Genomic DNA, 20826 nt, shown 5'->3' with positions numbered 1-20826 from the left:
CCCGTCAGCCCCGGGTCAGCGCGGCGTGTTTGCCGCGGCTCGCCAGCGTGATGGTGAGGACCCGTTTGGCGGTGTCGGCCATGTTCCGGCCGGGCGGCACCCCCAGGAACCGGGCGAGTTCCTTGAGGTCCGTCGCGCGGGGCTTCAGGTTTGCCAGCAGCTCGGCGCCCTGGTCGACGGTGGCACAGGCGCGCAGTTGCGCCGCCACCGTCTCGGCGTCGAACGACGACGTGGCCGCCAGCGCGCGGCGAGGCCGGGATGCCGCGGCCCGGGGCACAGGCACGGGTTCGGATGCGGCTGCGGGTGCGGGTGCGGCTGTGGCTGCGGATGCGGGGACGGGCTCAGGGACATCGGCGGCGGTGACGATCGTCAGGTGCGCACGCCCCTCGGCGAGCGCGACGAGATGGTCGGCCGCCAGCTCGGCGAGGAAGGTCGCGATCCGGGCCTGCACCCGGATCAGGAGCATCAGGTCCTTCATCACGCGGCACGCTCCCCGACCTTGTCCAGGATCTCGGTGGTCAGCTTGCGGAACTCCACCACGACCTCGTCGGTGACCGGGGCTCGCAGTATCGCGGGAACGCCGCTCTCCCCCGCGTCTCCGAAATAGCGCGGGCTGTCACGGACCGCGCCGTCCAGCACGTTCATCTCGGAGTTGAGCCGCACGTCCTCGATGTAGTACTTCTGGGTGCCGATCGGCTGACCGGCGTAGTACTTGACCATGGTGAACACCACTCCGACGAAACGGGTCTCGATCGTCTTCTCGCCTCCCGCCGAGGCGCCGTGATTCACATAGTCGTTGTATTCGGCGACCAATTCGTGACAGTTGCCGGCGAGGTACTGAATACCAAGCGTCGAAAGGTAGTCGGCTTTCGCGGGGACGAGCACATGATCACTGGCGACGATCGCGGTTTTGGTGATGAGCCCGAAGTTCGGTGGACAGTCGATCAGCACCAGGTCGTATTCCCGGAAGGCGTCGTGCCGCAGTGCCCGGGCCAGGGAACCGTGCAGGTCGAGGAACTTGCGTTTCGACTCGCCGATCGTGGTGCCGCCGCCCAGCCGTGCGGCCAGACGGAGGTCCATGTCGATCAGGCGCAGATGTGAGGAGATCAGGTCCAGGCGCCCACCGGAGTCTGCGAGCTCCGCGTTGACCACCGGCGGCGTGACCACCAGGTCCTGGAGGGCGACCTCCCGGCCCGGCAGGTCGCCTTCGTACCAGCGCATGATCGTCAGGTCTTTCCGCAGCTCCTCACGCCACTGCTCGACGCTGTAGAAGGAGAACGTGAGGTTGGCCTGTGGGTCCAGATCGAGAAGCAGGACGCGGTGCCCGCGATGGGCGATCTCGGCGCCCAGGTTGGCGGTGAGTGTCGTCTTACCCACGCCGCCCTTGTAGTTCATGACCGCGATGACCTTCATGCCGCTCCCCATTGACGTTCCGCGGATGACATCGCGACAGTAACGGCGGCGGGAGCGCGGACAAATAATGGACGGGCCGATAAATTACACTGCCGTGCGACTTACCGCAATGTGATCATCGGCGAATCCGCCCGAGCCGGCCGGCGGCACAGCCACCCGATCTGGCTGTTGGAACATCTGTCGGAACGCCGTGCGCGGCCATGACGAATCAACGATTTTCACACACGCTGATTCATCGAGTCCAGGTCAGACAATCGGGCCGTCATTCTCACCTGATCAGGGTGTTGATTCCGGCTACCCCCACACCTCGGCGGCGGTCTCGGCGATCAGGGTGAGTTTGGCGACCTGCTCGTCGTACGTCAGGACGTTGCCCTCGACCGTCGAGGAGAACCCGCACTGCGGCGACAGGCAGAGCTGCTCGAGCGGCACGTACCGGGCCGCCTCGTCGATCCGCCGTTTCAGGTCGTCCTTGGACTCGAGCGCGCCGCGTTTGGTGGTGACCAGCCCGAGCACGACCGTCTTGCCGGGTGGCACGAACCGCAGCGGCGCGAATCCGCCGGAGCGGTCGTCGTCGTACTCGAGGAAGAACCCGTCGACCGCGAGCTCGCTGAACAGGGCTTCGGCGACGAAGTCGTACCCGCCCTCGGCGGCCCACGACGAGCGGAAATTGCCGCGGCACATGTGGGTGGTGACGTTCAGCCCGTCCGGCCGCCCGGCGATGGCGGCGTTGATCTGCCGGATGTACCGCAGGTGCTGGTGCTCGGCGTCGTCGCCGCGGTCGGTGAGCAGCCGGCGCTGTGCCGGGTCGTTGAGGTAGGCGAGGCTGGTGTCGTCGAGTTGCAGGTAGCGGCACCCGAGCGCCGCGATCCGGCGCACCTGCTCGGCGTAGGCGGCGCTCAGGTCGTCCCAGAACCGTTCCTCGTCCGGGTAGACGGCCGGATCGATGGCGGCCCGGCCGCCACGGTAGTGGACCATGCTCGGCGACGGGATGGTGAGCTTGGCGGTGACCCCGTCCCCGACGAGCCCGGCCAGGTATTCGAAATCGGTCCCGAAGATCGTCTCCTGGAGACTGATCGAGCCGTCCACGGCGAGCGCCGCCGATTCGAAGTCGAGTTCGCCGTTCTCGTTGCGGAAGTGCACCTGGATCTTCTCGTCGGTCGGCCGGATCCCGCCGAGCCGGTAGATGAAGTCCATGTGCCAGGAGGTGCGCCGGAACTCGCCGTCGGTCGCCGATCGCAGGCCCACGTCACGCTGCATCCGGACCACCTCGCGGATCGCCTCGTCCTCGACGACGCGAAGTTCCTCGGCGCTGATCTCGCCGACGGCGCGCTGCTCCCGGGCCTTGAGCAGCCGCGGCGGCCGGAGCAGGCTGCCGACGTGGTCGGCGCGGAACGGAGGTATGTCACGGGACGTCATCGGCGCGGCCTCCTTCAATGGGGTTCCGCTGTCAACCTACGCCGGAGAATGATCAATGGCCATCGATGCCACCCGGCTCCCACTTCCCGGCCCTGGAGGTCCCCGATCTGCTGATCGCCGACCTGCGTGCCTTCTTCCGGCTGATCGGTAACCGGATGGCGTGGTTCCGGTCAGGCGTAGCGGGCGATCTCCGCCGCCGTCACGGGTGACCGGAGATAGCCGGCCATGGTGTGGAAGTCGGCGACGCCGATCGGGGTGGTGTGGTGCTCGTCGACATCGAATCGGCCGCCGAGTTCCGTCGGCACCGCGATGACGTCACCGGGGTCGGCGATGTTGACCCACCGGCCGACTCCGGGCGGCCGGATTCCGCGCCCGTCGCGCGGTTCCGGGTCGAGCGCGTCGAAGACGATCTCCGGCAGGGCCAGCGGTGAGCCGAGCGTGACCAGCAACGGGACTTCGAGGTCCGGTCGCCGGTGCAGCGCCTCGTACGTGACGACGCTGCCGAGCGAGTGTGCCACCACGACACGTGGCCGGTGTTCCTCGAGGGCGCTGACGACGGTCTGCCGGACCCGCTCGCGGACCGCGGGACGGGTGAGGTAGACGAATACCTCCCGCAGGAACGCGCCCATGATCCGGGCGAGGACCGCGCGGCCGGGCAGTCCGGGGCGGCGGGCCAGCCAGTCGAGTCCCTGGCGGAGCGGCCATGTGCCGTACCCCTGGTGGACTTCCGCGGGCACGCCGAGCCGGGTCATCCAGGCCCATGCCCACCGCTGTTCACGCTCGGTCAGGTGGTCGAGCCCGTCGTCGCCCTGACTGTTGGTCGCGAGCAGTTGCGCGTAGTAGACGGCCGTGACGCCCGGGGCTGCTGCTCCGGGAGCCGCCTTCTCGTAGCCGGCCGAGAGTGCCGCGTGCCAGGCGGTCTCCCGCTTGCCCGCGGCCTGCTCGGGGGTCAGGCTGCTCTCCAGGTTCCAGATGCCGTGCACACCGAGTACGGATGCGTCCATCCACTGTGTCTACCAGGACAGACCGCCGGTCGGCGGGACCGGCGGTCCGCCCCCGGTGCCGTTACTCCTTCTCGTCCTCGCGCCGGCGCAGGTCCTCCTCGCGGCGGCGCAGGTCGGCCTCCCACTTCTTCATCAGGTCGTCGTCCTCCTTCTTCTGCCGGGAGGCGATGCCGCGGAGGAACTCGGGATCGTCGTCGGGTGCGGACGGCCGGGGCCGCTGGTTCTCCGGGAAGCCGCTGCCCGGCCGCCAGACGGTGCCGTTGCTGAGCTTGATCGGACGGGCGGGACGACCGGCCACGAACCAGGCGATCGGGCCGATCGGTGAGAAGAGCAGGATGAGGATGACCCACACGATCCGGGGCAGCGCCCGGATCTCGTGCTCCTCGGCGGACAGGCAGGAGATCAACGCGGCGATGATCAACACGAGGTCGATCAGCGCGAACAGCGAGTAGAGGCGAATCACGCCGGAGATGATGCCAAAGGCACGGCTCCGGCGTGGTCCCATCCGGCACAGGTCAGCCGGCCGTCTCCTCGAGCGTACGGTCGTGGCGCAGCGAGGTGCGCGCGGTCTCCTTGGCGAGCAGCACCGCCACGACGGTGAGCACCGAGGCGACGGTCATGTAGATCGCCACCGCCGTCGGGTTCGGGTCGGTCACGTCGCCGAGCAGCTTGAGCGCGATGATCGGCGCCAGTGCCCCGGCCAGGATCGACGCCAGCTGGTATCCGACCGACGCACCGGTGTAGCGGACCGAGGTGCCGAACAGCTCGGAGAAGAAGGCCGCCTGCGGCGCGTACATCAGGGCGTGCAGCACCAGCCCGACCAGGACCGCGAGAATGATCTTCGGCTCGGACCGGCTCTCCAGCAGCCCGAAGAAGACGAACGACCAGATCGCCAGGCCGACCGCCCCGGTGAGGTAGAGCGGGCGGCGCCCGACCCGGTCGGAGAGCGCCCCGATCAGCGGGATCACCACGAACTGTACGGCCGAGCCGATCAGCAGCGCGGTCAGGATCATGCCCTTGTCCGCCGACGTACCGGCATAGGTCGTCAGGTAGGTGATCGAGATGACCGTGACCAGGTAATACCCGATGTTCTCGGCAAGCCGCATGCCCATCGCCAGCAGGACCTCACGCGGGTAGCGGCGGATCACCTCACGCAACGGCTGATGATCCTGCTTGCGGTCCTTGAGCAGTTCCTGGGTCTGCCGGAAGACCGGCGACTCCTCGATCGTCATCCGCACCCAGAGCCCGACCAGCACCAGCACCGCGCTGAGCAGGAACGGGACCCGCCATCCCCAGGACTTGAACGCCTCGTCGGACTGCACCAGCGCGAGGACCCACAGCACCCCGGTGGCCAGCAGGTTACCCAGTGCCACACCGGCCTGCGGCCACGACGACCAGAACCCCCGGCGGGCGTCGTCGCCGTGCTCGGCCGCCATCAGCACCGCACCGCCCCACTCGCCACCGACCGCGAAGCCCTGCGCGAGGCGGCAGATCAGCAGCAGCACCGGCGCGGCGACACCGATGGTGGCGTAGGTGGGCAGCAGTCCGATCGCGACGGTCGCCACGCCCATCACCATCAGCGACACCACAAGCATCTTCTTGCGGCCCACCCGGTCGCCGAAGTGGCCGAACACGATGCCGCCGAGCGGGCGGGCGACGAACCCGAGGGCGTAGGTGCCGAACGCCAGCAGGGTGCCGGTGACCGGGTCCGACGAGGGGAAGAACAGGGTGCCGAAGACGAGCGCGGCGGCGGAGCCGTAGAGGAAGAAGTCGTACCACTCCACGGCGGTGCCGACCAGCGACGCGAAGACGACCTTGACTATCGGGGCACGTTCGGTGGCGATCGTGGCCATGGCGGTCCTTCCGGGGGTTCACGGGTTTCGGTGGTACCGGGACGCTACGTCCGGCACCGGTCGCGAACCCATGGAGCGGGCACACACATTGAGGACCGTTCAGGTGGGGGCGTCACCCAGGGGGCCGCGCAACCGGTGCAGGCGCAGTGCCAGCTGAAGGTCGAGCGCCCGGTTCGGGCTCTGCCAGTCCTCGCCGAGTAGTTGCGCCACCCGGTCCAGGCGCTGGGTGACCGTGTTGACGTGCACGTGCAGGGTCTCGGCGGCGCGGGCCAGTCCACCGCCGGCCTCGAAGTACGCCTCCAGGGTGCGGATCAGGGCGGTGCCGCGGCGGGCGTCGTAGTCGATCACCGGGCCGGCCACCCCGCCGACGAACCCGGCGACGTCCCGGCGGTCGCCGAGCAGCAGGCCCACGTACCCCAGATCGGCCGCGCCCGCGCCGCTGCCGGACCGGCCCAGGGTGATCAGCGCGCTCAGGCACTGGTCGGCCTCCCGGTAGGCACCCGCCACCGCCGCCGTCCCGCGGGCCGGACCGGCTCCACCCGCGGTGACCGGCCGGCCCAGCGTCCGGCTCAGCTCGCGGGCCACCAGCCGGGCGGTCCCGGCCGGGTCGGCGCCGGGAAGCAGCAGCGCGACCCGGCCGTCGCGGGGCATGGCCAGGCCACGGCGTGCGGCCGCGAACGTCCGCGCCCAGGAGGCGGCCCGCTGGCCGAGGCCGTCACCGGTGTCGTCGCCGGCCGCCACCACCACCCAGGGGGCCTCCATGTCCAGGCCGAGGCGGGCGGCCCGGGAGCGTACCGCCTCGGGATCGCGGACCGGCCGGCTGATCAGGTCGTCCAGCAGGTCACCGCGGACCTGGGCCTCGGCGTCGGCCACGGTCCGCCGGAACAGCAGCAGCAGCGCCGTCACCTGGGCGGCCCGCTCCAGGATCCGCTGGTCGGCGTCGGTGAGCGGATGGTCGGGCCGGAACACCAGGGCGCCCAGGTTGTCGGCACCGGCCACCACCGCGGCGATCATCAGGTCACCGCGGCGCACGCTGCGGCCCTCACCACGGGACGCGGCGACCGCCTCGTCGACGGTCGCCCCGGCCGGTTCCGGCAGGTCCGCGGGGCTGTCCGGGGTTCGTGCGGTGGTCAACGCCCGGCCGTCGGCGTCGATCACCAGCAGTGCCCCCTGCAGCACGCCGACCAGGTCGGCGGCCACGTCCTCGACCCCTCCCCCGCGCAGCACCACCGCGGTCATCCGGTCGTGCGCGGCGGCGGCCCGCTCCACCGACGCGCTGTGCGCCCGGATCACCTCGTTCGCGGCCGACAGCTCGGTCAGCGCCGTCTGTGTCTCGCTGAGCAGGCGGGCCGTGTCCAGGGCGACGGCCGCGTGCGCGGCCAGCGAGGACAGCAGCGCCACCTCCTCCCGCCCGAACGGACGCTCGGCCCGGTTGGCGGCGAACAGCACCCCGATCACCGCCGACCCCAGCCGCATCGGTACGCCCAGAATCGCCACCAGCCCTTCGTCACCGACCCCTTCGTCGATGTCGTGGGTGTGCCGGAACCGGGGATCGGTCGGGTAGTTCGCCGTCGCGTAGGGCGCCCCGGTCAGCGCCACCAACCCACCGAGCCCCGCGCCGGGCGGCAGCCGCAGCGACTGGAAACTGGCCGCCACCGAGCCGTCGGTGATCCGCATGTACGTGTCCCCGCGCTCGGCGTCGTTGAGCGTCATGTAGGAGACGTCCACGTTCAGCAGGGTGCGGACCCGGTGCACGATGGCCCGCAGCACCGCGTCCACGTCCCGCAGCCCGGCCAGGTCGCCGGCCGTGTCGTACAGGGCGGACAGCTCCTCCTCGCGCCGGCGGCGGCGTTCGAGCAGCGCCCGCACCTTGAGGGCGGACAGTTTCGCCCGCTCCAGCTCGTCGAGCCGGTCTCCGGACGCGCCCGCGGTGCGCGCCGCCAGTACCGGCCGTTCGAACTCGATCAGCGCCGCCTCACGGGCGAGCAGGTCCAGATACTCGAGCTCGCTCGGCATGCCGCACACCCTACGAGTCACACACGACCCTCATCCATGGCGGAATCCACCAGCCGCAGCGGTCCGGTCATGTCGGAAGCCCACAGTGCGGAGCAGTTTTCGGGGCAATCGGGCGTGGCCGCCAGCCGGATGGCGAATGATTCCTTCCGGGGCCAATCGCCGACGAGGGGAACGACGTCATGACCGAGCCCGTACCATCGACGGCCCGGCTGGCCGGCAACGTGCGCATCGGCACCAAGATCCTCGTGGTCGTGATGCTGGTGGCGGTGCTCGGCGGTGCCGTCGGCGTCTTCGCGCTCAGCCAGATGTCCACGCTCGCGTCCGCCAGCAAGGGCGAGTACGCACAGACCCTGAAGACGCAGGCCGTCGCCGATCTGCGCTCGTCCTTCAACCGGGTCCGGATCAGCGCGCTCGGCTATCTGCTGGCCGGCGACGACGCCGGCCGGGCCGCCGAGGAGCGGGACTTCACCGCCGAGGTGGACGCCGTCGCCGCGCAGTCCACCGCGGTGCGGGAGCTGGCGACGAGCGGCGAACGGGAGAGCCTCGACAGGTTCGGCGACGCCTGGCAGAACTACCTGACAATCGTGACGGACCAGTTGTTCCCTCTCGCCGAGGCGGGCAACCTGCCGCGGGTACGGGCGGTCCGGGAGAACGATCTCCAGCCGCTGATCGCCGAGATGCGCGACGCCCTCACCGCGCTCTCCGAAGCGGCCGTCGCCGACGCCACCACCTCTCACCAGGACGCCGTCGACGCCTACGGCACGGGCCGGGCCGTCATCATCACCGCGATCGTGATCGTCCTGCTGATCGGCGCGGTCGTCGCGATCCTGTTCGCCCGGGGCATCACCCGGCCGATGGCCCAGTGCGTCGACGTGCTGCGCCACATCGACGACGGCGACCTGACCGCCCGCGCCCGGATCAGTGGCACCGACGAGATCGGCAAACTGGCGAAGGCACTCAACAGCACGGCGTCCACCGTCGCCACCACGGTCCGGCACGTCCGCGACGACGCCGCCGCCCTGGCCACCACGTCCGACCGGCTGTCCGTCATCGCGGAGGAACTCACCCGCTCCGCCCAGACCACCGCCGACCAGGCCGGTTCGGTCTCCGCGGCGGCCGAGGTGATCTCCTCCAACGTGCAGACCGTCGCCGCCGGCACCGAGGAGATGAGCGCCTCCATCCGCGAGATCGCCACCAGCGCCGGCGACGCGGCCCAGGTCGCCGGCACGGCCACCACCGCGGCCCAGCGCACCAGCGACACGATGGCCAAACTCGGCCAGGCCAGTGCCGAGATCACCGAGGTGATCAACGCGATCACCAGCATCGCCGAACAGACCAACCTGCTCGCCCTCAACGCCACCATCGAGGCCGCCCGCGCCGGCGAGTCCGGCAAGGGTTTCGCGGTCGTCGCCTCCGAGGTCAAGGACCTGGCTCAGGAGACCGCCCGGGCCACCGAGGACATCAGCAAGCGGATCTCCGCCATCCAGTCCGACACCGACGCCGCGGTCGCCGCGATCGGCGACATCGGTGACGTGATCGCCCAGATCAACGACTACGCCACCACCATCGCGGCCGCCGTCGAGGAACAGACCGCCACCACCGGCGAGATGGGCCGCAACGTGGCGCAGGCCGCCAACGGCTCCGGAACCATCGCCGCCGACATCACCAATGTCGCCACCACCGCCAACCAGACCACCCGGAGCGCCGGCGAGGCCCGCAGCACCGCCGCCGAGCTGGCCGGCATGGCCGAGCGCCTGGGCGGTGCCGTCAGCGGTTACCACGTCTGACCATGCGCGTGCCGCCGTGCCCCGTACCGGCATGGCCGATGTTTTGGCATTGCGATCGTATTGTCATCACGGTTACAGTGCAGTCGTATTGCAACCGGACGCTTCGGAAGGGGCGATCACGATGACGGAGAACGTCACGGTCGTACGCAAGGCCTTCGAGACACTGCAGCACGGCAGCCTCGACGCGTGCGCTGAACAGCTCACCGAGAACTTCGTCGTCAACCTCCCCGGACTGCCCGATCCGCTGTACGGCCGGGACATCTGGAAGCTCGGCGTCCAGGCGATGCGCGACGGCTTCGCCGACCTCCGCATCACCATCGAGGACATCTTCGGTGCCGGCGACAAGGTCGCGGTGCGCCTGCGATTCAGCGGCACACACACCGGCCTGTTCCAGGGTGTGCCGCCCACCGGCCGGCAGGTCGCGTTCACCAGCATCGACATCTACCGCGTCGAAGGCGACAAGATAGCGGAGGAGTGGGTGTCGCCCGACATGACGAGCCTCATGGGACAGATCTCCGGACCCGCTGACGCCTGACGTCCCCGGGCGGTCCGGCGCACCCGTACCGCCCGGGGACCCCGCTACGCCGGGCCGAGATGCAGGCGGGGCCAGGTGGCCAGGTCGGCCAGCAGCCTGCGGTCGTGGGTCGCGACCACGACCGCGGCCGGAGTGGACAGCAGGACTCCGGTCAGCTCGTCGACCAGGGTGGACGACAGATGGTTGGTGGGCTCGTCGAAGATCAGCAGATCCGGGCCGCCCGCCAGCTGCAGAGCGAGGTCGAGGCGGCGCTGCTGGCCCTGCGACAGGAACCGCACCGGAGTACCCAGCGCCTCCGCGTCCAGCAGCCCCATCGTGCCGCGCCCGGCCAGCAGCCGGTCCGGGGTGGCGTCGGCCGGCCACTCCGGGACCTCCTGGGCGACCAGGGCGACGTCCGCGTCCGCGGAGCGGTGGACCACCCCGGTCACCGGCCGCAGGCAACCGGCGAGCAGCGACAACAGGGTGGACTTACCGGCGCCGTTCGGACCGGTGACCAGCAGGCGGTCACCGCCGGAGAGGGACAGGGTCACCGGGCGGTCCAGCCGGCCGGGCACCCGGACCTCCTCGGCACGTAGCAGCGGCACGCCTTTGCGGGTGTCCGGCTCCGGCGGGCGCAGCACCGGTGGCGGCTCCGGAACGGTGATCGGGTGCGCCTCGAGAGCCTCCCGCTCCCGGTTGAGGGCCTGCACCACGCCCGGCGTGTGGGATTGACGTCTGTGCTTGTTGACGCCCTTGTCCGGACGCCAGCCGGTACGCAGCCGGGACCGTGCCCGGTCGACCGCCTCGGTCAGGCGGCGATGCTCGGCCTGCTGCTCGTCGTACTCCTGCGACCATCGCTCCCGGTCCCGCCGGCGGCCCCGCTGCCATGCGTCGTAGCCGCCGGCGTACGTCCGGGCCCGGCCGTCCCGGCTCGGGTCCAAGTCGAGGAACTCGTGGGCGACATCGCGCAGCAACTGCCGGTCGTGGCTGACCAGGACGATGCCGCCGGGGTGCGCACGCAGCCGCGCGGTCAGGAAGGCCAGGCCGGAGGCGTCCAGGTGGTTGGTGGGTTCATCGAGCAGGAGCAGATCGTGGTACGCCCCGAGCAGGCACGCCAGGCGCACCCGGTAGCGCTGGCCCACCGAGAGGGTACGCAGCTCACGGCTCCGGTCGGTGCACGCGCCGAGGGCTTCCAGCGCAATGTCGACGCGGCGTTCGGCGTCCCAGGCGTCCAGCCGGGTGACGGTGTCCAGGGCGGACGCGTACCGGTCGCCGGCGCCGGCCCGATCCGCGGCCAGCTCGGTGGCCGCCTCGTCCAGGGCGGCGAGCGCCTCCAGCGACTCGCGCAGCGCGGCACCGGTCAGGGTGCCGACCGTGTCGCCCGGATGGGCGTGCAAGGCCTGGGCGGCGAGGCCGATCGTGCCGGACCGCCGCACCGAACCGGAGTCGGGTGTGATCAGTCCGGCGAGGACGTGCAGCAGGGTGGTCTTGCCCCGCCCGTTCTCGCCGGCGACGGCCAGCCGGGAACCGGCCGGGACGGTGACGGAAACCGCATCGAGGACCAGGCGGGCGCCGAGACGAACGGTGACGTCGTCGGCACGAAGATGCGCAAGGGACATGGTGCTGTGTGCTCCGCAGCTCGAGGATGAGCCGGGTAGCCGGAAACGGCCGCCCGGCATGACACCGAGACGGCGGCGGATCAATCGTGCAGGTCGCGCCGCCGTCAGCGGGCGCTGCGGATCCTCACGAAGGCAAGTCCCATGAACATGCCGAGGAGGCTAACCGGTCTCCCGGCCACCGTCACCCGAATATTCGGATGTTCTTATCATCGGGATGGCCGGTGTATCTTGACGGCATGGTCCGGTTGACGAGGGTGCAGCAACAGGCGCGGACGCGGGCCGCCGTGCTCGACGCGGCGGTGGAGGAGTTCGCCGAGCACGGCTATGCCGATGCCAAGGTCGACCGGATAGCGGCTCGCGCCGATCTCACCCGCGGTGCGGTGTATTCGAACTTCACGAGCAAACGCTCGCTCTACATGGCGGTGCTGCTCGACCACACGTCACCGCACGCGTCCCCGCTTCCGGCCACCGCGACATCCGGGCGGCTCGAGGCCGGCGCCGCGGCCGAGGCGTTCGCCCGCACCTGGCTCGAGCGGCTCCCGCTGGCCGGTGACAGCGCGGCCGCGGGCCGGCTGCGGTCCCGTTCGGTGACCGGGGTCTTCGACGACCGGTCCGGCCGCGCTGTCCTCGCCGCGATCACCCGGCTGGAGAGCCTGATGCTGGGCCTGGCTCTGGAGGCCTGCCCGCCGGTCGCCGGCCGCCGGGTGCGGCTGGCCGAGCTGATCCTCACCCTGCTGCACGGTGCCGACCACCTGGCCGGAACGGCTCCCGGTTTCGGCGACCCGTTCGACGTCACCCAGGCCTGCGGACACCTGGCGCGCACCACGCTGCACGACGAGTGGGATCCACCCCATCTCCCCTTCGTACGGGACGCCGAGCCCCGCGACGACCCATGGCATCCGGCGGACGGCGTGGCCGACGACGGGGTGCTCGTGATTCTCGGCTCGGCCCGCCTCGGCGCCGCGGAGGAGGCCGTCCGGGCCGCCGGCGGTGAACGGGTGACCGTGGCCGTCGTCTCCGGCGACCCGGCCGAGACCGGCGCACTCGTCCGGCTGCGGATCACCGAGTTCACGGCCTGCCTGCGGCGGGCGTTCCCACCGGTGGCTGCCGCGCCGCTGCACATCGAGCTCGACGACGGCCCGGCGCTCGCCGCGGCAGCCGGCGCTGCGATCACCGACGACACCGAGACCGCGGTCCGCATCCGGGACGGCCGGATCGTGGCCCGCGCGTCCGGCCGGGGAGCCGGGCACGCCGTGGCGGTCGCGCCGTGACCGACCTTCTCGTTCTGCACACCCTGCGCTGCCTCGGCTTCACCGACCCGGCCCGCGTCGCCGACGCCGCCGCCCTGACCGAGGCCGACGCCGAGTCCCGGCTCATCGACCTCGCCGTCGAAGGCCTCGTCACCCGCACTCCCGGCCCGTTCGGCGGCTGGGGCCTGACCGAGGCCGGCAAATCGGAGGACGCCCGGCTCGTCGCCGCGGAACTCGCGGCGGCCGGCACCCGGGACGCGGTCACCGGTGCGTTCGAACGCTTCCTGGTGCTCAACCCGGAACTGCTGGACCTGTGCACGGCCTGGCACATGCGGCCGGTCCACGGGGTGACCGAGGTCAACGACCACACCGACGCCGGCTACGACGCCCGGGTGCTGGCCCGCTTCGCCGACCTCGACCGGCGGGCGGCGGACGTCTGCGCCGACCTCGGGACCGCGCTGCCCCGGTTCGCGCGTTACCGGGAACGGCTGACGGCGGCACTCGCGCGGGCCACGGCCGGCGAGCTGGAGCACCTGGCCGACACCACCACGTCTTACCACAACGTGTGGTTCCAGCTGCACGAAGACCTTCTGGTCACCCTGGGCATCCCGCGATGACCGGCATCCGTCCACTGTCCCCCGGCGACCCGGCGGGACCCGGGGTGCTCGGCGGCAAGGGGCACGGGCTCGTCACGCTGATGCGGCTCGGCCTGCCGGTGCCGCCCGGCTTCGTGATCCCGCCCGCGGCCTGCCGGGCCTATCTGCGCGACGGCACGTTCCCGGACGGTCTCGACGCCGCGGCACGCGACCTCCGGGCCGCGCTCGTGTCCGTGCGGTCCGGGGCGGCCGTGTCGATGCCCGGCATGATGGACACCTTCCTCGACGTGGATCCGCGCTCGGCGGACCTGCGGGCCGCGGTCGAGGCCGTCTTCTCGTCATGGCTGCTGCCGCGCGCTGTCACGTACCGTGAACTGCACGGCATTCCCCACGACCTGGGCACCGCGGTGGTCGTCCAGGCGATGGTGTCGGGCGACCGTGACGAGCACAGCGGCAGCGGCGTCGCGTTCAGCCGTGATCCCAGTACCGGCGCCAGACATCCGTACGGTGACGTGCTGTTCGAGCGTCCCGGCACGGACGTCGTCTCCGGGCGGGTCGCCACCCGGCCGCTGGGCGAGCTCGAACAGCGCGAACCGGCGGTGTGGGCGGCCCTGCTCGACGGCCTGGACCGGGTGGAACGGCACTACCGCGACGTCTGCCACGTCGAGTTCACCTTCGAGTCCGGCCGGCTGTGGTTCCTGCAGGTACGGCCGGGCGGACTGGCCGGGCGCGCGGCGGTACGGGTCGCGGTCGACCTCGCCGACGAACGGATCATCGACCGGGCGACGGCCGTGCGGCGCGTCTCGGCACGGCAGATCCGCGCGGCGCGTACCCCCAGGATCCTGATCACCGACGACCTGGACGTGATCGCCCGCGGCACCGGCGCCAGCCCCGGCGTGGCAACCGGCCGGATCGCGGTGACCGCCGACCGGGCCGCCCGGATGGCCGCCGACGGCCCGGTGATCCTGGTCCGGCCGCACACGTCCCCTCTCGACATGCACGGCCTGGCGGCGGCCGCCGGCATCGTCACGACCGTCGGCGGCCCCACCAGCCACGCCGCCGTCGTCGCCCGCGCGATGGGCAAGGCGGCGATCGTCGGCGCCGCCGGGCTCACCGTGGACTTGGCCTCCGGGCAGATCCTGACCTCCGGCCGCACCCTGCCCGAAGGGGTCCTGATCACCATCGACGGCACCGGCGGCGAACTGGTCGCCGGCACGGCCGAGACCACCACCGACGAAAGCGGCTCCCACCTGGACCGCCTGCTCGCCTGGGCCGCATCAGCGGACACCGCACTGTCCCCGTAGGACGCCTCCGCCGCACCCGGCGTGGCGACACGCGACGATGCGGGGGTGCCGGCGACGGGGCGATCCCGCATGGGAGGGTGGGCGGGTGCCCATGGACGACGTCATCGATCAGCCGCTCCGGGTCCAATGGGAGTCGTTCCTCGACGACCACCGCTCGGCCCTGCACGACAGCCTCGACGGCCTGACCGAGGAGGAGGCACGGCGCCGGCTGGTCCCGTCCCGGACCACCCTGCTCGGCCTCGTCAAGCACGCCGGATTCGTCGAGAAGGTGTGGTTCGACGAGGCGTTCACCGGCCGGCCGCGCAGCGAGATCGGCATCCCGGACACGCCCGGCGAGTCGTTCGCCCTCGACGACGGCGACACCATCGACAGCGTGCGGGCCGCCCACCGCGCCGCCTGCGCGGCGTCCCGGCAGGCCGCGGCGGCGCTGAGCCTGGACGACGTGGTGACCGGCAACCGTCGCGGGCCGCTGCCGCTGCGCTGGATCTACCTGCATCTGCTGCGCGAACTGGCCCAGCACTGCGGCCACGCCGACATCCTCCGCGAGCAGATCCTCGCCGCCCGCCCCGCCTGACGGCACGGTCGGTGCCGGTCGGTGCCCGCGGTGCTATCCAGGCCTGTCGACGTGGCGGTCGAGTGCCGCGTGCAGTTGGGCGTCGCTCAAGCCCGTGTACACGGCCTTATCAGCGAGCTTGTACTCGGGGCAGGCGTCGTGGTCGCCGACCATCTCCTGGCGGTCGATCACCCGATGGGTACGCAGCTCGAAGACGGTGATCTCGTACCGGGCGGTCCGCACTTCCTGCTGTTCGGCGACCTGCGGCAGTCCCCTGGTGTAGCTGCAGAACTCGCCGCTGGGCGTATCGCTGAGCAGTCGCACACACGCGGCGAGCTGAAGGACGCCGGTGTCGCGGATGTCGTGCCACTGCCAGGCCGGGGCGGCATCCGAGGGCAGGCGGGCGGGAGGAACCGCCTGCACGATGATCGGATGTGGCGGCAGGCCACCGTACGCCGGCACGTCACGGTAACCCCGGCCGTCCGGGCCGCACACCACGCCCATTCCGGTGTTGTCCGGCACTCCGGCGAGATAGGCCGGCCAGATGACAATGCCGGCCGCCGTCCCGGCGAAGGCCAGCGCCACCGCGGCAATGCCGCACCGGCCGCCGGCCACTGCTCGCCGCCGGCAACTCCAACGGCGACATCCCGATGCTCCAGTTCGCACAGCATGCGACCAAGCCGTTCCTGCGCCTGCTCGTGCGGCATGACGACAAGGAGCGCGAGTTCGACTACACCGCCGGCGCCGAGCAGGCCCTGGACGACGCGGGCCGTCACGGCTGGACGGTGGTCAGCATCAAGGACGACTGGTCGACCGTTTTCGATTAGCGAAACCCGGTTCTCCGGGTACGGACCGTTCGCTACCTGCCCACCATGTTGACCGCCGCGGAGATCGCCGCCGACCCCGGCGTCCCGGTCAACACCGTCAAGGCGCACATCAGGTCCATATACCGCACGATCGACCAGGGTCCGGCTCTCGCGCTGCGGATGCTTTCCCGTACTCGGTGTGTGCCGGTTCCTGCCGGGGGTATCCGGCCCGCATGCCCCAGCGATTCCATGACTATGACCGGGTGGCGATCGTCACCGGCTCCGACTCCGGCATCGGCGAGGCCACCGCCGTCGCCCTGGCCAAGGCCGGTTTCGACGTCGGCGTGACGTACCGCGGCGACGACACCGGCGCGCGGGAGGTGGCCGCGAAGGTCCGCGACGCCGGCCGCCGCTGCGAGATCCGCCAGCTGGACCTGGTCCGGCTGCCGGGCGCCGCCGAGGTCATCGACGACCTGGCCGGCGCTCTCGGCGGCCTGGGGGTGCTGGTGAACTGCGCCGGCACCGGTATCTCCACCCCGGTCGTCGACACCAGCTGGGAGGACTGGCGGGAGGTCCTCGCCGTCGACCTGGACGGCCCGTTCCTCTGTGCCCAGCGCGCCGCCCGCCGGATGCTCGCCACCGGCCGCGGCGGCCGCATCATCAATGTCACGAGCGTGCACGAGCATGCCCCACGGGTCGGATCGGGCGCGTACTGCGCGGCGAAAGGCGGCTTGGGCCTGCTCACCAAGGTTATGGCCCAGGAACTGGCGGCCTCCGGAATCACCGTGAACGCGGTCGCCCCGGGGGAGATCGCCACGGCGATGACCGGCAACGAGGACGTCGATCCGCACACGGTGGCACGTCCCGGTATCCCGGTGGGCCGGCCCGGCGACGCCAACGAGGTCGCTGCGGTGATCGCCATGCTCGCCTCACCCGAGGCCGCCTATGTCACCGGCGCCTCCTGGGTCGTCGACGGCGGCATGCTGCTGATGGGCCCGCAGGCCGGCTCCCACCTCACCTCCGGCGAGTGGCGCGAGGGCTGACGAGGCCGCACCCGGTTTCCGCCGGGTCGGCATCGTGGTTCCGCAAGCTCACTCCGTCTCCGGACGTCCGCCGACGCGGATCATGCAGGACACTCACGCTCCGCCGGCAGCCTTGGCGGAGTGGTGTACCACCAGCCGTGACCGGCGCCCGGCGAAGGTGCTCCGCAAGTCTCTGACCTCCCGGCCTTTTCGGGAGAAGAAGCCCGTGGTCCCGTCGACGTGGACGACCAGGGTGTCATGGCGGTCGATCAGGTTCGAGATGCCCCGCGCCTGGATCGTGTCGCGCCAGGCGTCGACATTGCGTCCGAACCAGGAGGGAAGCTCGCAAGGGCCGGACACCGCATCCCAGAAGTCGTCGATCGTCTCGATCCGCGTGCCTCGTAGATCGACAACGAGTTCCGTGGTCACCTGAGTGCCCTTTCGACAACGGTGGTGCGACATCCCCGGCCGTACACAGTAGCTCGCGGACCGGCGAGGACTCCCACCGCTGGCGGACGCCGGCCCGTTGATTGACAGAGGTTAATCCGCTCGTAACAATCGATACCTACTGGGAGCGCTCCCATCATCGGTCGGTGATGCCACCGGAAGGACCTCTGTGAATCCATATCGACGGCGAGACGTCACCGCCTTGCTCGCGGCAGGCGTAGCGGCCACCCTCGCGCTGAGTCTTCTGACAGCTGCCCCCGCCTCCGCCGAGCCGGTCCAGCACATCCCCAACGGCACGTTCGCCTCCGGCTCCACGGGCTGGTGGTCCACCGAGAACGCGCCCACGTCGATCGTCGACGGGCGGCTCTGCGCTGACGTCCCCGGCGGGACCACCAACGCCTGGGACGTCAGTCTCGGCCACAACAGCGTCCCGCTGATCGACGGAGCCGCCTACGCCCTCAGCTTCAGCGCGTCGGCAAGTGCGGACGTCAGTGTCCGAGCCAACGTCCAGCTCAACGAGGCGCCGTACACCACGGCGCTGTCACGTGCCGTCGCGCTCACCGCCGAAGCGCAGACCTTCGAGTACGAGTTCACCGCCGGCATCGACTCCCCCAACGGCACGCTGACCTTCCAGCTCGGCGGCAGCGCCGACGGGTTCACCTTCTGCCTGGACGACGTCAGCCTGACCAGCGACGACGCCGTGACGCCCCCGGACGGTCCGGAACAGATCGAGAACGGCAACTTCGCCGACGGCACCTCGGGCTGGTACTCGTACGGAACCACGTCCACCGGGGTGGACGACGGGCGACTGTGCTCGGCGGTTCCGGCCGGACTGGCCAACCCCTGGGACGCCGGCATCGGGCAGAACGGTGTCCCGCTGGTGGCCGGCTCGTCGTACACGTTCGCGTTCGACGCCTCCGCCACGCCGGGGGCCACGATCCGGGCGAACGTGCAGCTCGGTGCGGAGCCGTACACCTCGTTCCTGTCCCGGGACGTCGTGCTCACCGCGAGCCCGCAGCACTTCGAGTACACCTTCACCGCCTCCGCCGACACCACCGCGGGCCAGGTCGCCTTCCAGGTGGGTGGCAGCGCGGCGGCGTACACGCTGTGCCTGGACAACGTCTCCCTGATCGGCGGGGCGGAGGAGCCGCCCTATGTGCCGGAGACCGGACCGCGGGTCCGGGTCAACCAGGTCGGCTATCTGCCCGCCGGGCCGAAGAACGCGACCGTGGTCACCGACGACACCGAGGCCCTCGCCTGGCAGCTGAAGAACGCCGGCGGGGACGTGGTCGCCGACGGCACCAGCACGCCGCGCGGAGTTGATCCGGCGTCCGGGCAGAACGTGCACAGCATCGACTTCAGTTCCTTCCGCACCGCCGGCACCGGATACACGCTTGTCGCCGACGGGCAGACCAGCCACCCGTTCGACATCTCCGGCACCGTCTACCAGCAGCTGCGCTCCGACGCCCTGCAGTTCTTCTACATCCAGCGCAGTGGCATCGAGATCGACGGTGACCTGGTCGGCGAGGAGTACGCCCGCCCCGCCGGACATCTCGGCGTCGCACCGAACCGCGGCGACACCGACGTGCCGTGCCGGGCCGGCTCCTGCGACTACCGGCTCGACGTCCGCGGCGGCTGGTACGACGCGGGTGACCACGGCAAATATGTGGTCAACGGTGGCATCGCCGTGCAGCAGCTGATGAGCACCTTCGAACGCACGAAGACCGCGCCCACGGCGGGGCACGGCGCCGCACTTGCGGACAGCACGCTGCGGGTGCCCGAGCGCGGCAACAAGGTGCCGGACATCCTGGACGAGGCCCGCTGGGAGCTGGAGTTCCTGATGCGGATGCAGGTGCCGGCCGGCAGGCAGTTCGCCGGAATGGCCCACCACAAGATGCACGACGCCAACTGGACCGGCATCCCGATGCAGCCCGAGGACGACCCGGAGCAGCGTGAACTGCACCCGGTGTCGACGGCGGCCACGCTCAACCTGGCGGCGACCGCGGCACAGTGCGCGCGGCTGTTCGCTCCCTACGACGCGGCGTTCGCCGGCCGGTGCCTGAGCGTGGCGCGCACGGCGTACACCGCGGCGAAGGCGAACCCCGCCAAGATCGCCCAGGACCTCGGCGGCGGTGGCGGCGGGTACGGCGACAACGACGTCAGTGACGAGTTCTACTGGGCCGCCGCGGAGCTGTACCTGAGCACCGCCGAGCAGGCGTTCCTGAACGACCTCACGGCCAGCCCGCATCACACCGGTGACGTCTTCGCCGCCACCGGCTTCGGCTGGGGCAGCACCGCCGCCCTCGGCCGGCTCGACCTGGCCACGGTGCCCAACCTGCTTCCGCAGGCCGACCGGCAGCGCGTGCGGCAGTCGGTCGCGGCGGCCGCCGACCGCTACCTGGAGACCCTGCGGGCGCAGGCGTACGGCCTGCCCATGCCCGGCAACGCGGGCAGCTACTTCTGGGGTGCGAACAGCAACGTCCTGAACAACGTCCAGGTGCTGGCCACCGCGTACGACCTGACCGGTGACGTCAAGTACCGGGACGGGGCGCTGCAGGGCGTCGACTACATCTTCGGCCGCAACGCGCTGAACCAGTCGTACGTCACCGGCTGGGGCGAAAAGTTCTCGCAGAACCAGCACAGCCGAATCTTCGCCCACCAGGCGGACGCGAGTACGCCGCATCCGCCGGCCGGCTCGCTCGCCGGCGGTGCCAACGCGAGCCTCGACGATCCGTACGCCAAGGATCTGCTGGAAGGCTGCAAGCCGATGTTCTGCTACGTCGACCACATCGAGTCGTACGCGACGAACGAGGTGGCGATCAACTGGAACTCGGCACTCGCGTGGGTGTCCTCGTTCCTCGCCGATCAGGGCACCGGTCAGCAGGCCGGCGGCGTGTCCTGCGACGCGACCTACAGCAATTACGGCCCCTGGCAGGGCAACGGCGGCTTCACCGCCCAGGTGACCCTGACCAACACCGGGACCACGGTGATCGACGGGTGGACCGCACGGTTCGCGTTCCTCGGCGGCCAGCGGTTGCGGGAGGCGTGGTCGGCGGCGGCGACGCAGGACGGCGCAACGGTGACCAGCAAGAACGTCACCAGGAACCGGCGGATTCAGCCGGGGCAGACAGTGTATTTCGGCTTCAACGCCACAACGCCCGGCGGCCCCAACCCGTCGCCGGAGCTGATTACCCTCAACGGATCCGCCTGCCGCTGAGATGGGCAT

At 70.9% G+C, this 20826-nt stretch carries 19 protein-coding genes; 9 read left to right on the top strand and 10 right to left on the bottom strand.

The window, feature by feature from the left end:
* Positions 1–4: 4 nt before the first annotated feature.
* The 7 genes from AB0G04_RS28430 to AB0G04_RS28400 all read right to left on the bottom strand — a co-directional run bounded on the left by AB0G04_RS28430 (position 5) and on the right by AB0G04_RS28400 (position 7702).
* Positions 5–478 (bottom strand): hypothetical protein, encoded by a 474-nt coding sequence (locus AB0G04_RS28430; protein WP_360988524.1) that lies wholly within the window; start codon positions 476–478, stop codon positions 5–7.
* Positions 478–1413, bottom strand: coding sequence for an AAA family ATPase (locus tag AB0G04_RS28425; protein ID WP_360988522.1), 936 nt, complete (start codon positions 1411–1413; stop codon positions 478–480). Before AB0G04_RS28425 ends, AB0G04_RS28430 begins: the two co-directional genes overlap by 1 nt.
* A gap of 294 nt (positions 1414–1707) precedes the next feature.
* Entirely contained in the window at positions 1708–2829 is a 1122-nt protein-coding gene (locus tag AB0G04_RS28420; protein ID WP_360988520.1) for a 5-methyltetrahydropteroyltriglutamate--homocysteine S-methyltransferase, read from the bottom strand.
* A 170-nt stretch (positions 2830–2999) separates the two neighbouring features.
* Entirely contained in the window at positions 3000–3833 is an 834-nt protein-coding gene (locus tag AB0G04_RS28415) for a hypothetical protein (protein WP_360988518.1), read from the bottom strand.
* A gap of 61 nt (positions 3834–3894) precedes the next feature.
* Positions 3895–4296, bottom strand: a complete 402-nt coding sequence (locus AB0G04_RS28410; protein ID WP_360988516.1) for a PLD nuclease N-terminal domain-containing protein — start codon at positions 4294–4296, stop codon at positions 3895–3897.
* Positions 4297–4348: 52 nt separating this feature from the next.
* Positions 4349–5686 (bottom strand): MFS transporter, encoded by a 1338-nt coding sequence (locus tag AB0G04_RS28405; RefSeq protein ID WP_360988514.1) that lies wholly within the window; start codon positions 5684–5686, stop codon positions 4349–4351.
* 99 nt (positions 5687–5785) lie between these two features.
* Positions 5786–7702 carry a helix-turn-helix domain-containing protein gene (locus tag AB0G04_RS28400; RefSeq protein ID WP_360988512.1) on the bottom strand — a complete coding sequence of 639 codons (1917 nt, stop codon included), beginning with the start codon at positions 7700–7702 and terminating at the stop codon, positions 5786–5788.
* Between the two features lie 179 nt (positions 7703–7881).
* On the opposite strand from AB0G04_RS28400, the gene AB0G04_RS28395 reads away from it, so the two are divergent.
* The gene (locus AB0G04_RS28395) at positions 7882–9489 is read left to right on the top strand and encodes a methyl-accepting chemotaxis protein (RefSeq protein ID WP_360988510.1); all 1608 of its coding nucleotides are present in this window, start codon (positions 7882–7884) and stop codon (positions 9487–9489) included.
* Between the two features lie 121 nt (positions 9490–9610).
* Positions 9611–10024, top strand: a complete 414-nt coding sequence (locus AB0G04_RS28390; RefSeq protein ID WP_360988508.1) for an ester cyclase — start codon at positions 9611–9613, stop codon at positions 10022–10024.
* Between the two features lie 44 nt (positions 10025–10068).
* Here the strand turns inward: AB0G04_RS28390 and AB0G04_RS28385 are convergent, their stop codons facing one another.
* Positions 10069–11622 carry an ATP-binding cassette domain-containing protein gene (locus AB0G04_RS28385; RefSeq protein ID WP_360988506.1) on the bottom strand — a complete coding sequence of 518 codons (1554 nt, stop codon included), beginning with the start codon at positions 11620–11622 and terminating at the stop codon, positions 10069–10071.
* A gap of 236 nt (positions 11623–11858) precedes the next feature.
* On the opposite strand from AB0G04_RS28385, the gene AB0G04_RS28380 reads away from it, so the two are divergent.
* The 4 genes from AB0G04_RS28380 to AB0G04_RS28365 all read left to right on the top strand — a co-directional run bounded on the left by AB0G04_RS28380 (position 11859) and on the right by AB0G04_RS28365 (position 15346).
* Positions 11859–12893, top strand: a complete 1035-nt coding sequence (locus AB0G04_RS28380; protein WP_360988504.1) for a TetR/AcrR family transcriptional regulator — start codon at positions 11859–11861, stop codon at positions 12891–12893.
* Entirely contained in the window at positions 12890–13489 is a 600-nt protein-coding gene (locus AB0G04_RS28375; RefSeq protein ID WP_360988502.1) for a transcriptional regulator, read from the top strand. The genes AB0G04_RS28380 and AB0G04_RS28375 overlap by 4 nt, the downstream gene beginning before the upstream one ends.
* Complete coding sequence (locus tag AB0G04_RS28370; RefSeq protein ID WP_360988500.1) at positions 13486–14772, top strand: PEP/pyruvate-binding domain-containing protein; 1287 nt, start codon at positions 13486–13488, stop codon at positions 14770–14772. The genes AB0G04_RS28375 and AB0G04_RS28370 overlap by 4 nt, the downstream gene beginning before the upstream one ends.
* 91 nt (positions 14773–14863) lie before the next feature.
* Positions 14864–15346: a DinB family protein gene (locus AB0G04_RS28365; RefSeq protein WP_360988810.1), complete on the top strand. Its 483-nt coding sequence runs from the start codon at positions 14864–14866 to the stop codon at positions 15344–15346.
* Positions 15347–15379: 33 nt separating this feature from the next.
* On the opposite strand, the gene AB0G04_RS28360 is transcribed toward AB0G04_RS28365, so the two are convergent.
* Positions 15380–15910: a hypothetical protein gene (locus tag AB0G04_RS28360; protein ID WP_360988498.1), complete on the bottom strand. Its 531-nt coding sequence runs from the start codon at positions 15908–15910 to the stop codon at positions 15380–15382.
* Between the two features lie 65 nt (positions 15911–15975).
* On the opposite strand from AB0G04_RS28360, the gene AB0G04_RS28355 reads away from it, so the two are divergent.
* Together AB0G04_RS28355 and AB0G04_RS28350 are read left to right on the top strand one after the other, a co-directional pair.
* Positions 15976–16152, top strand: coding sequence for a hypothetical protein (locus AB0G04_RS28355; protein ID WP_360988496.1), 177 nt, complete (start codon positions 15976–15978; stop codon positions 16150–16152).
* 212 nt (positions 16153–16364) lie between these two features.
* On the top strand, positions 16365–17174 hold the full coding sequence (locus AB0G04_RS28350) for an SDR family oxidoreductase (protein ID WP_360988494.1): 810 nt from the start codon (positions 16365–16367) through the stop codon (positions 17172–17174).
* Between the two features lie 93 nt (positions 17175–17267).
* On the opposite strand, the gene AB0G04_RS28345 is transcribed toward AB0G04_RS28350, so the two are convergent.
* Positions 17268–17582 (bottom strand): barstar family protein, encoded by a 315-nt coding sequence (locus AB0G04_RS28345; protein WP_360988492.1) that lies wholly within the window; start codon positions 17580–17582, stop codon positions 17268–17270.
* 187 nt (positions 17583–17769) lie between these two features.
* Between AB0G04_RS28345 and AB0G04_RS28340 the strand changes: the two genes are divergently transcribed.
* Entirely contained in the window at positions 17770–20817 is a 3048-nt protein-coding gene (locus AB0G04_RS28340; RefSeq protein WP_360988490.1) for a glycoside hydrolase family 9 protein, read from the top strand.
* Positions 20818–20826: the final 9 nt, after the last annotated feature.

The organism is Actinoplanes sp. NPDC023801, assembly GCF_040639655.1.
Classification (GTDB): Bacteria; Actinomycetota; Actinomycetes; order Mycobacteriales; family Micromonosporaceae; genus Actinoplanes.
This window is presented reverse-complemented; position numbering and strand designations above follow the sequence as displayed.

Bases quoted from the DNA above. Each gene is read 5' to 3' on its own strand.
- AB0G04_RS28430 (WP_360988524.1), bottom strand. From the start codon at position 478: ATGAAGGACCTGATGCTCCTGATCCGGGTGCAGGCCCGGATCGCGACC.
- AB0G04_RS28425 (WP_360988522.1), bottom strand. From the start codon at position 1,413: ATGAAGGTCATCGCGGTCATGAACTACAAGGGCGGCGTGGGTAAGACG.
- AB0G04_RS28420 (WP_360988520.1), bottom strand. From the start codon at position 2,829: ATGACGTCCCGTGACATACCTCCGTTCCGCGCCGACCACGTCGGCAGC.
- AB0G04_RS28415 (WP_360988518.1), bottom strand. From the start codon at position 3,833: ATGGACGCATCCGTACTCGGTGTGCACGGCATCTGGAACCTGGAGAGC.
- AB0G04_RS28405 (WP_360988514.1), bottom strand. From the start codon at position 5,686: ATGGCCACGATCGCCACCGAACGTGCCCCGATAGTCAAGGTCGTCTTC.
- AB0G04_RS28400 (WP_360988512.1), bottom strand. From the start codon at position 7,702: ATGCCGAGCGAGCTCGAGTATCTGGACCTGCTCGCCCGTGAGGCGGCG.
- AB0G04_RS28395 (WP_360988510.1), top strand. From the start codon at position 7,882: ATGACCGAGCCCGTACCATCGACGGCCCGGCTGGCCGGCAACGTGCGC.
- AB0G04_RS28390 (WP_360988508.1), top strand. From the start codon at position 9,611: ATGACGGAGAACGTCACGGTCGTACGCAAGGCCTTCGAGACACTGCAG.
- AB0G04_RS28385 (WP_360988506.1), bottom strand. From the start codon at position 11,622: ATGTCCCTTGCGCATCTTCGTGCCGACGACGTCACCGTTCGTCTCGGC.
- AB0G04_RS28380 (WP_360988504.1), top strand. From the start codon at position 11,859: ATGGTCCGGTTGACGAGGGTGCAGCAACAGGCGCGGACGCGGGCCGCC.
- AB0G04_RS28370 (WP_360988500.1), top strand. From the start codon at position 13,486: ATGACCGGCATCCGTCCACTGTCCCCCGGCGACCCGGCGGGACCCGGG.
- AB0G04_RS28365 (WP_360988810.1), top strand. From the start codon at position 14,864: ATGGACGACGTCATCGATCAGCCGCTCCGGGTCCAATGGGAGTCGTTC.
- AB0G04_RS28355 (WP_360988496.1), top strand. From the start codon at position 15,976: ATGCTCCAGTTCGCACAGCATGCGACCAAGCCGTTCCTGCGCCTGCTC.
- AB0G04_RS28350 (WP_360988494.1), top strand. From the start codon at position 16,365: ATGCCCCAGCGATTCCATGACTATGACCGGGTGGCGATCGTCACCGGC.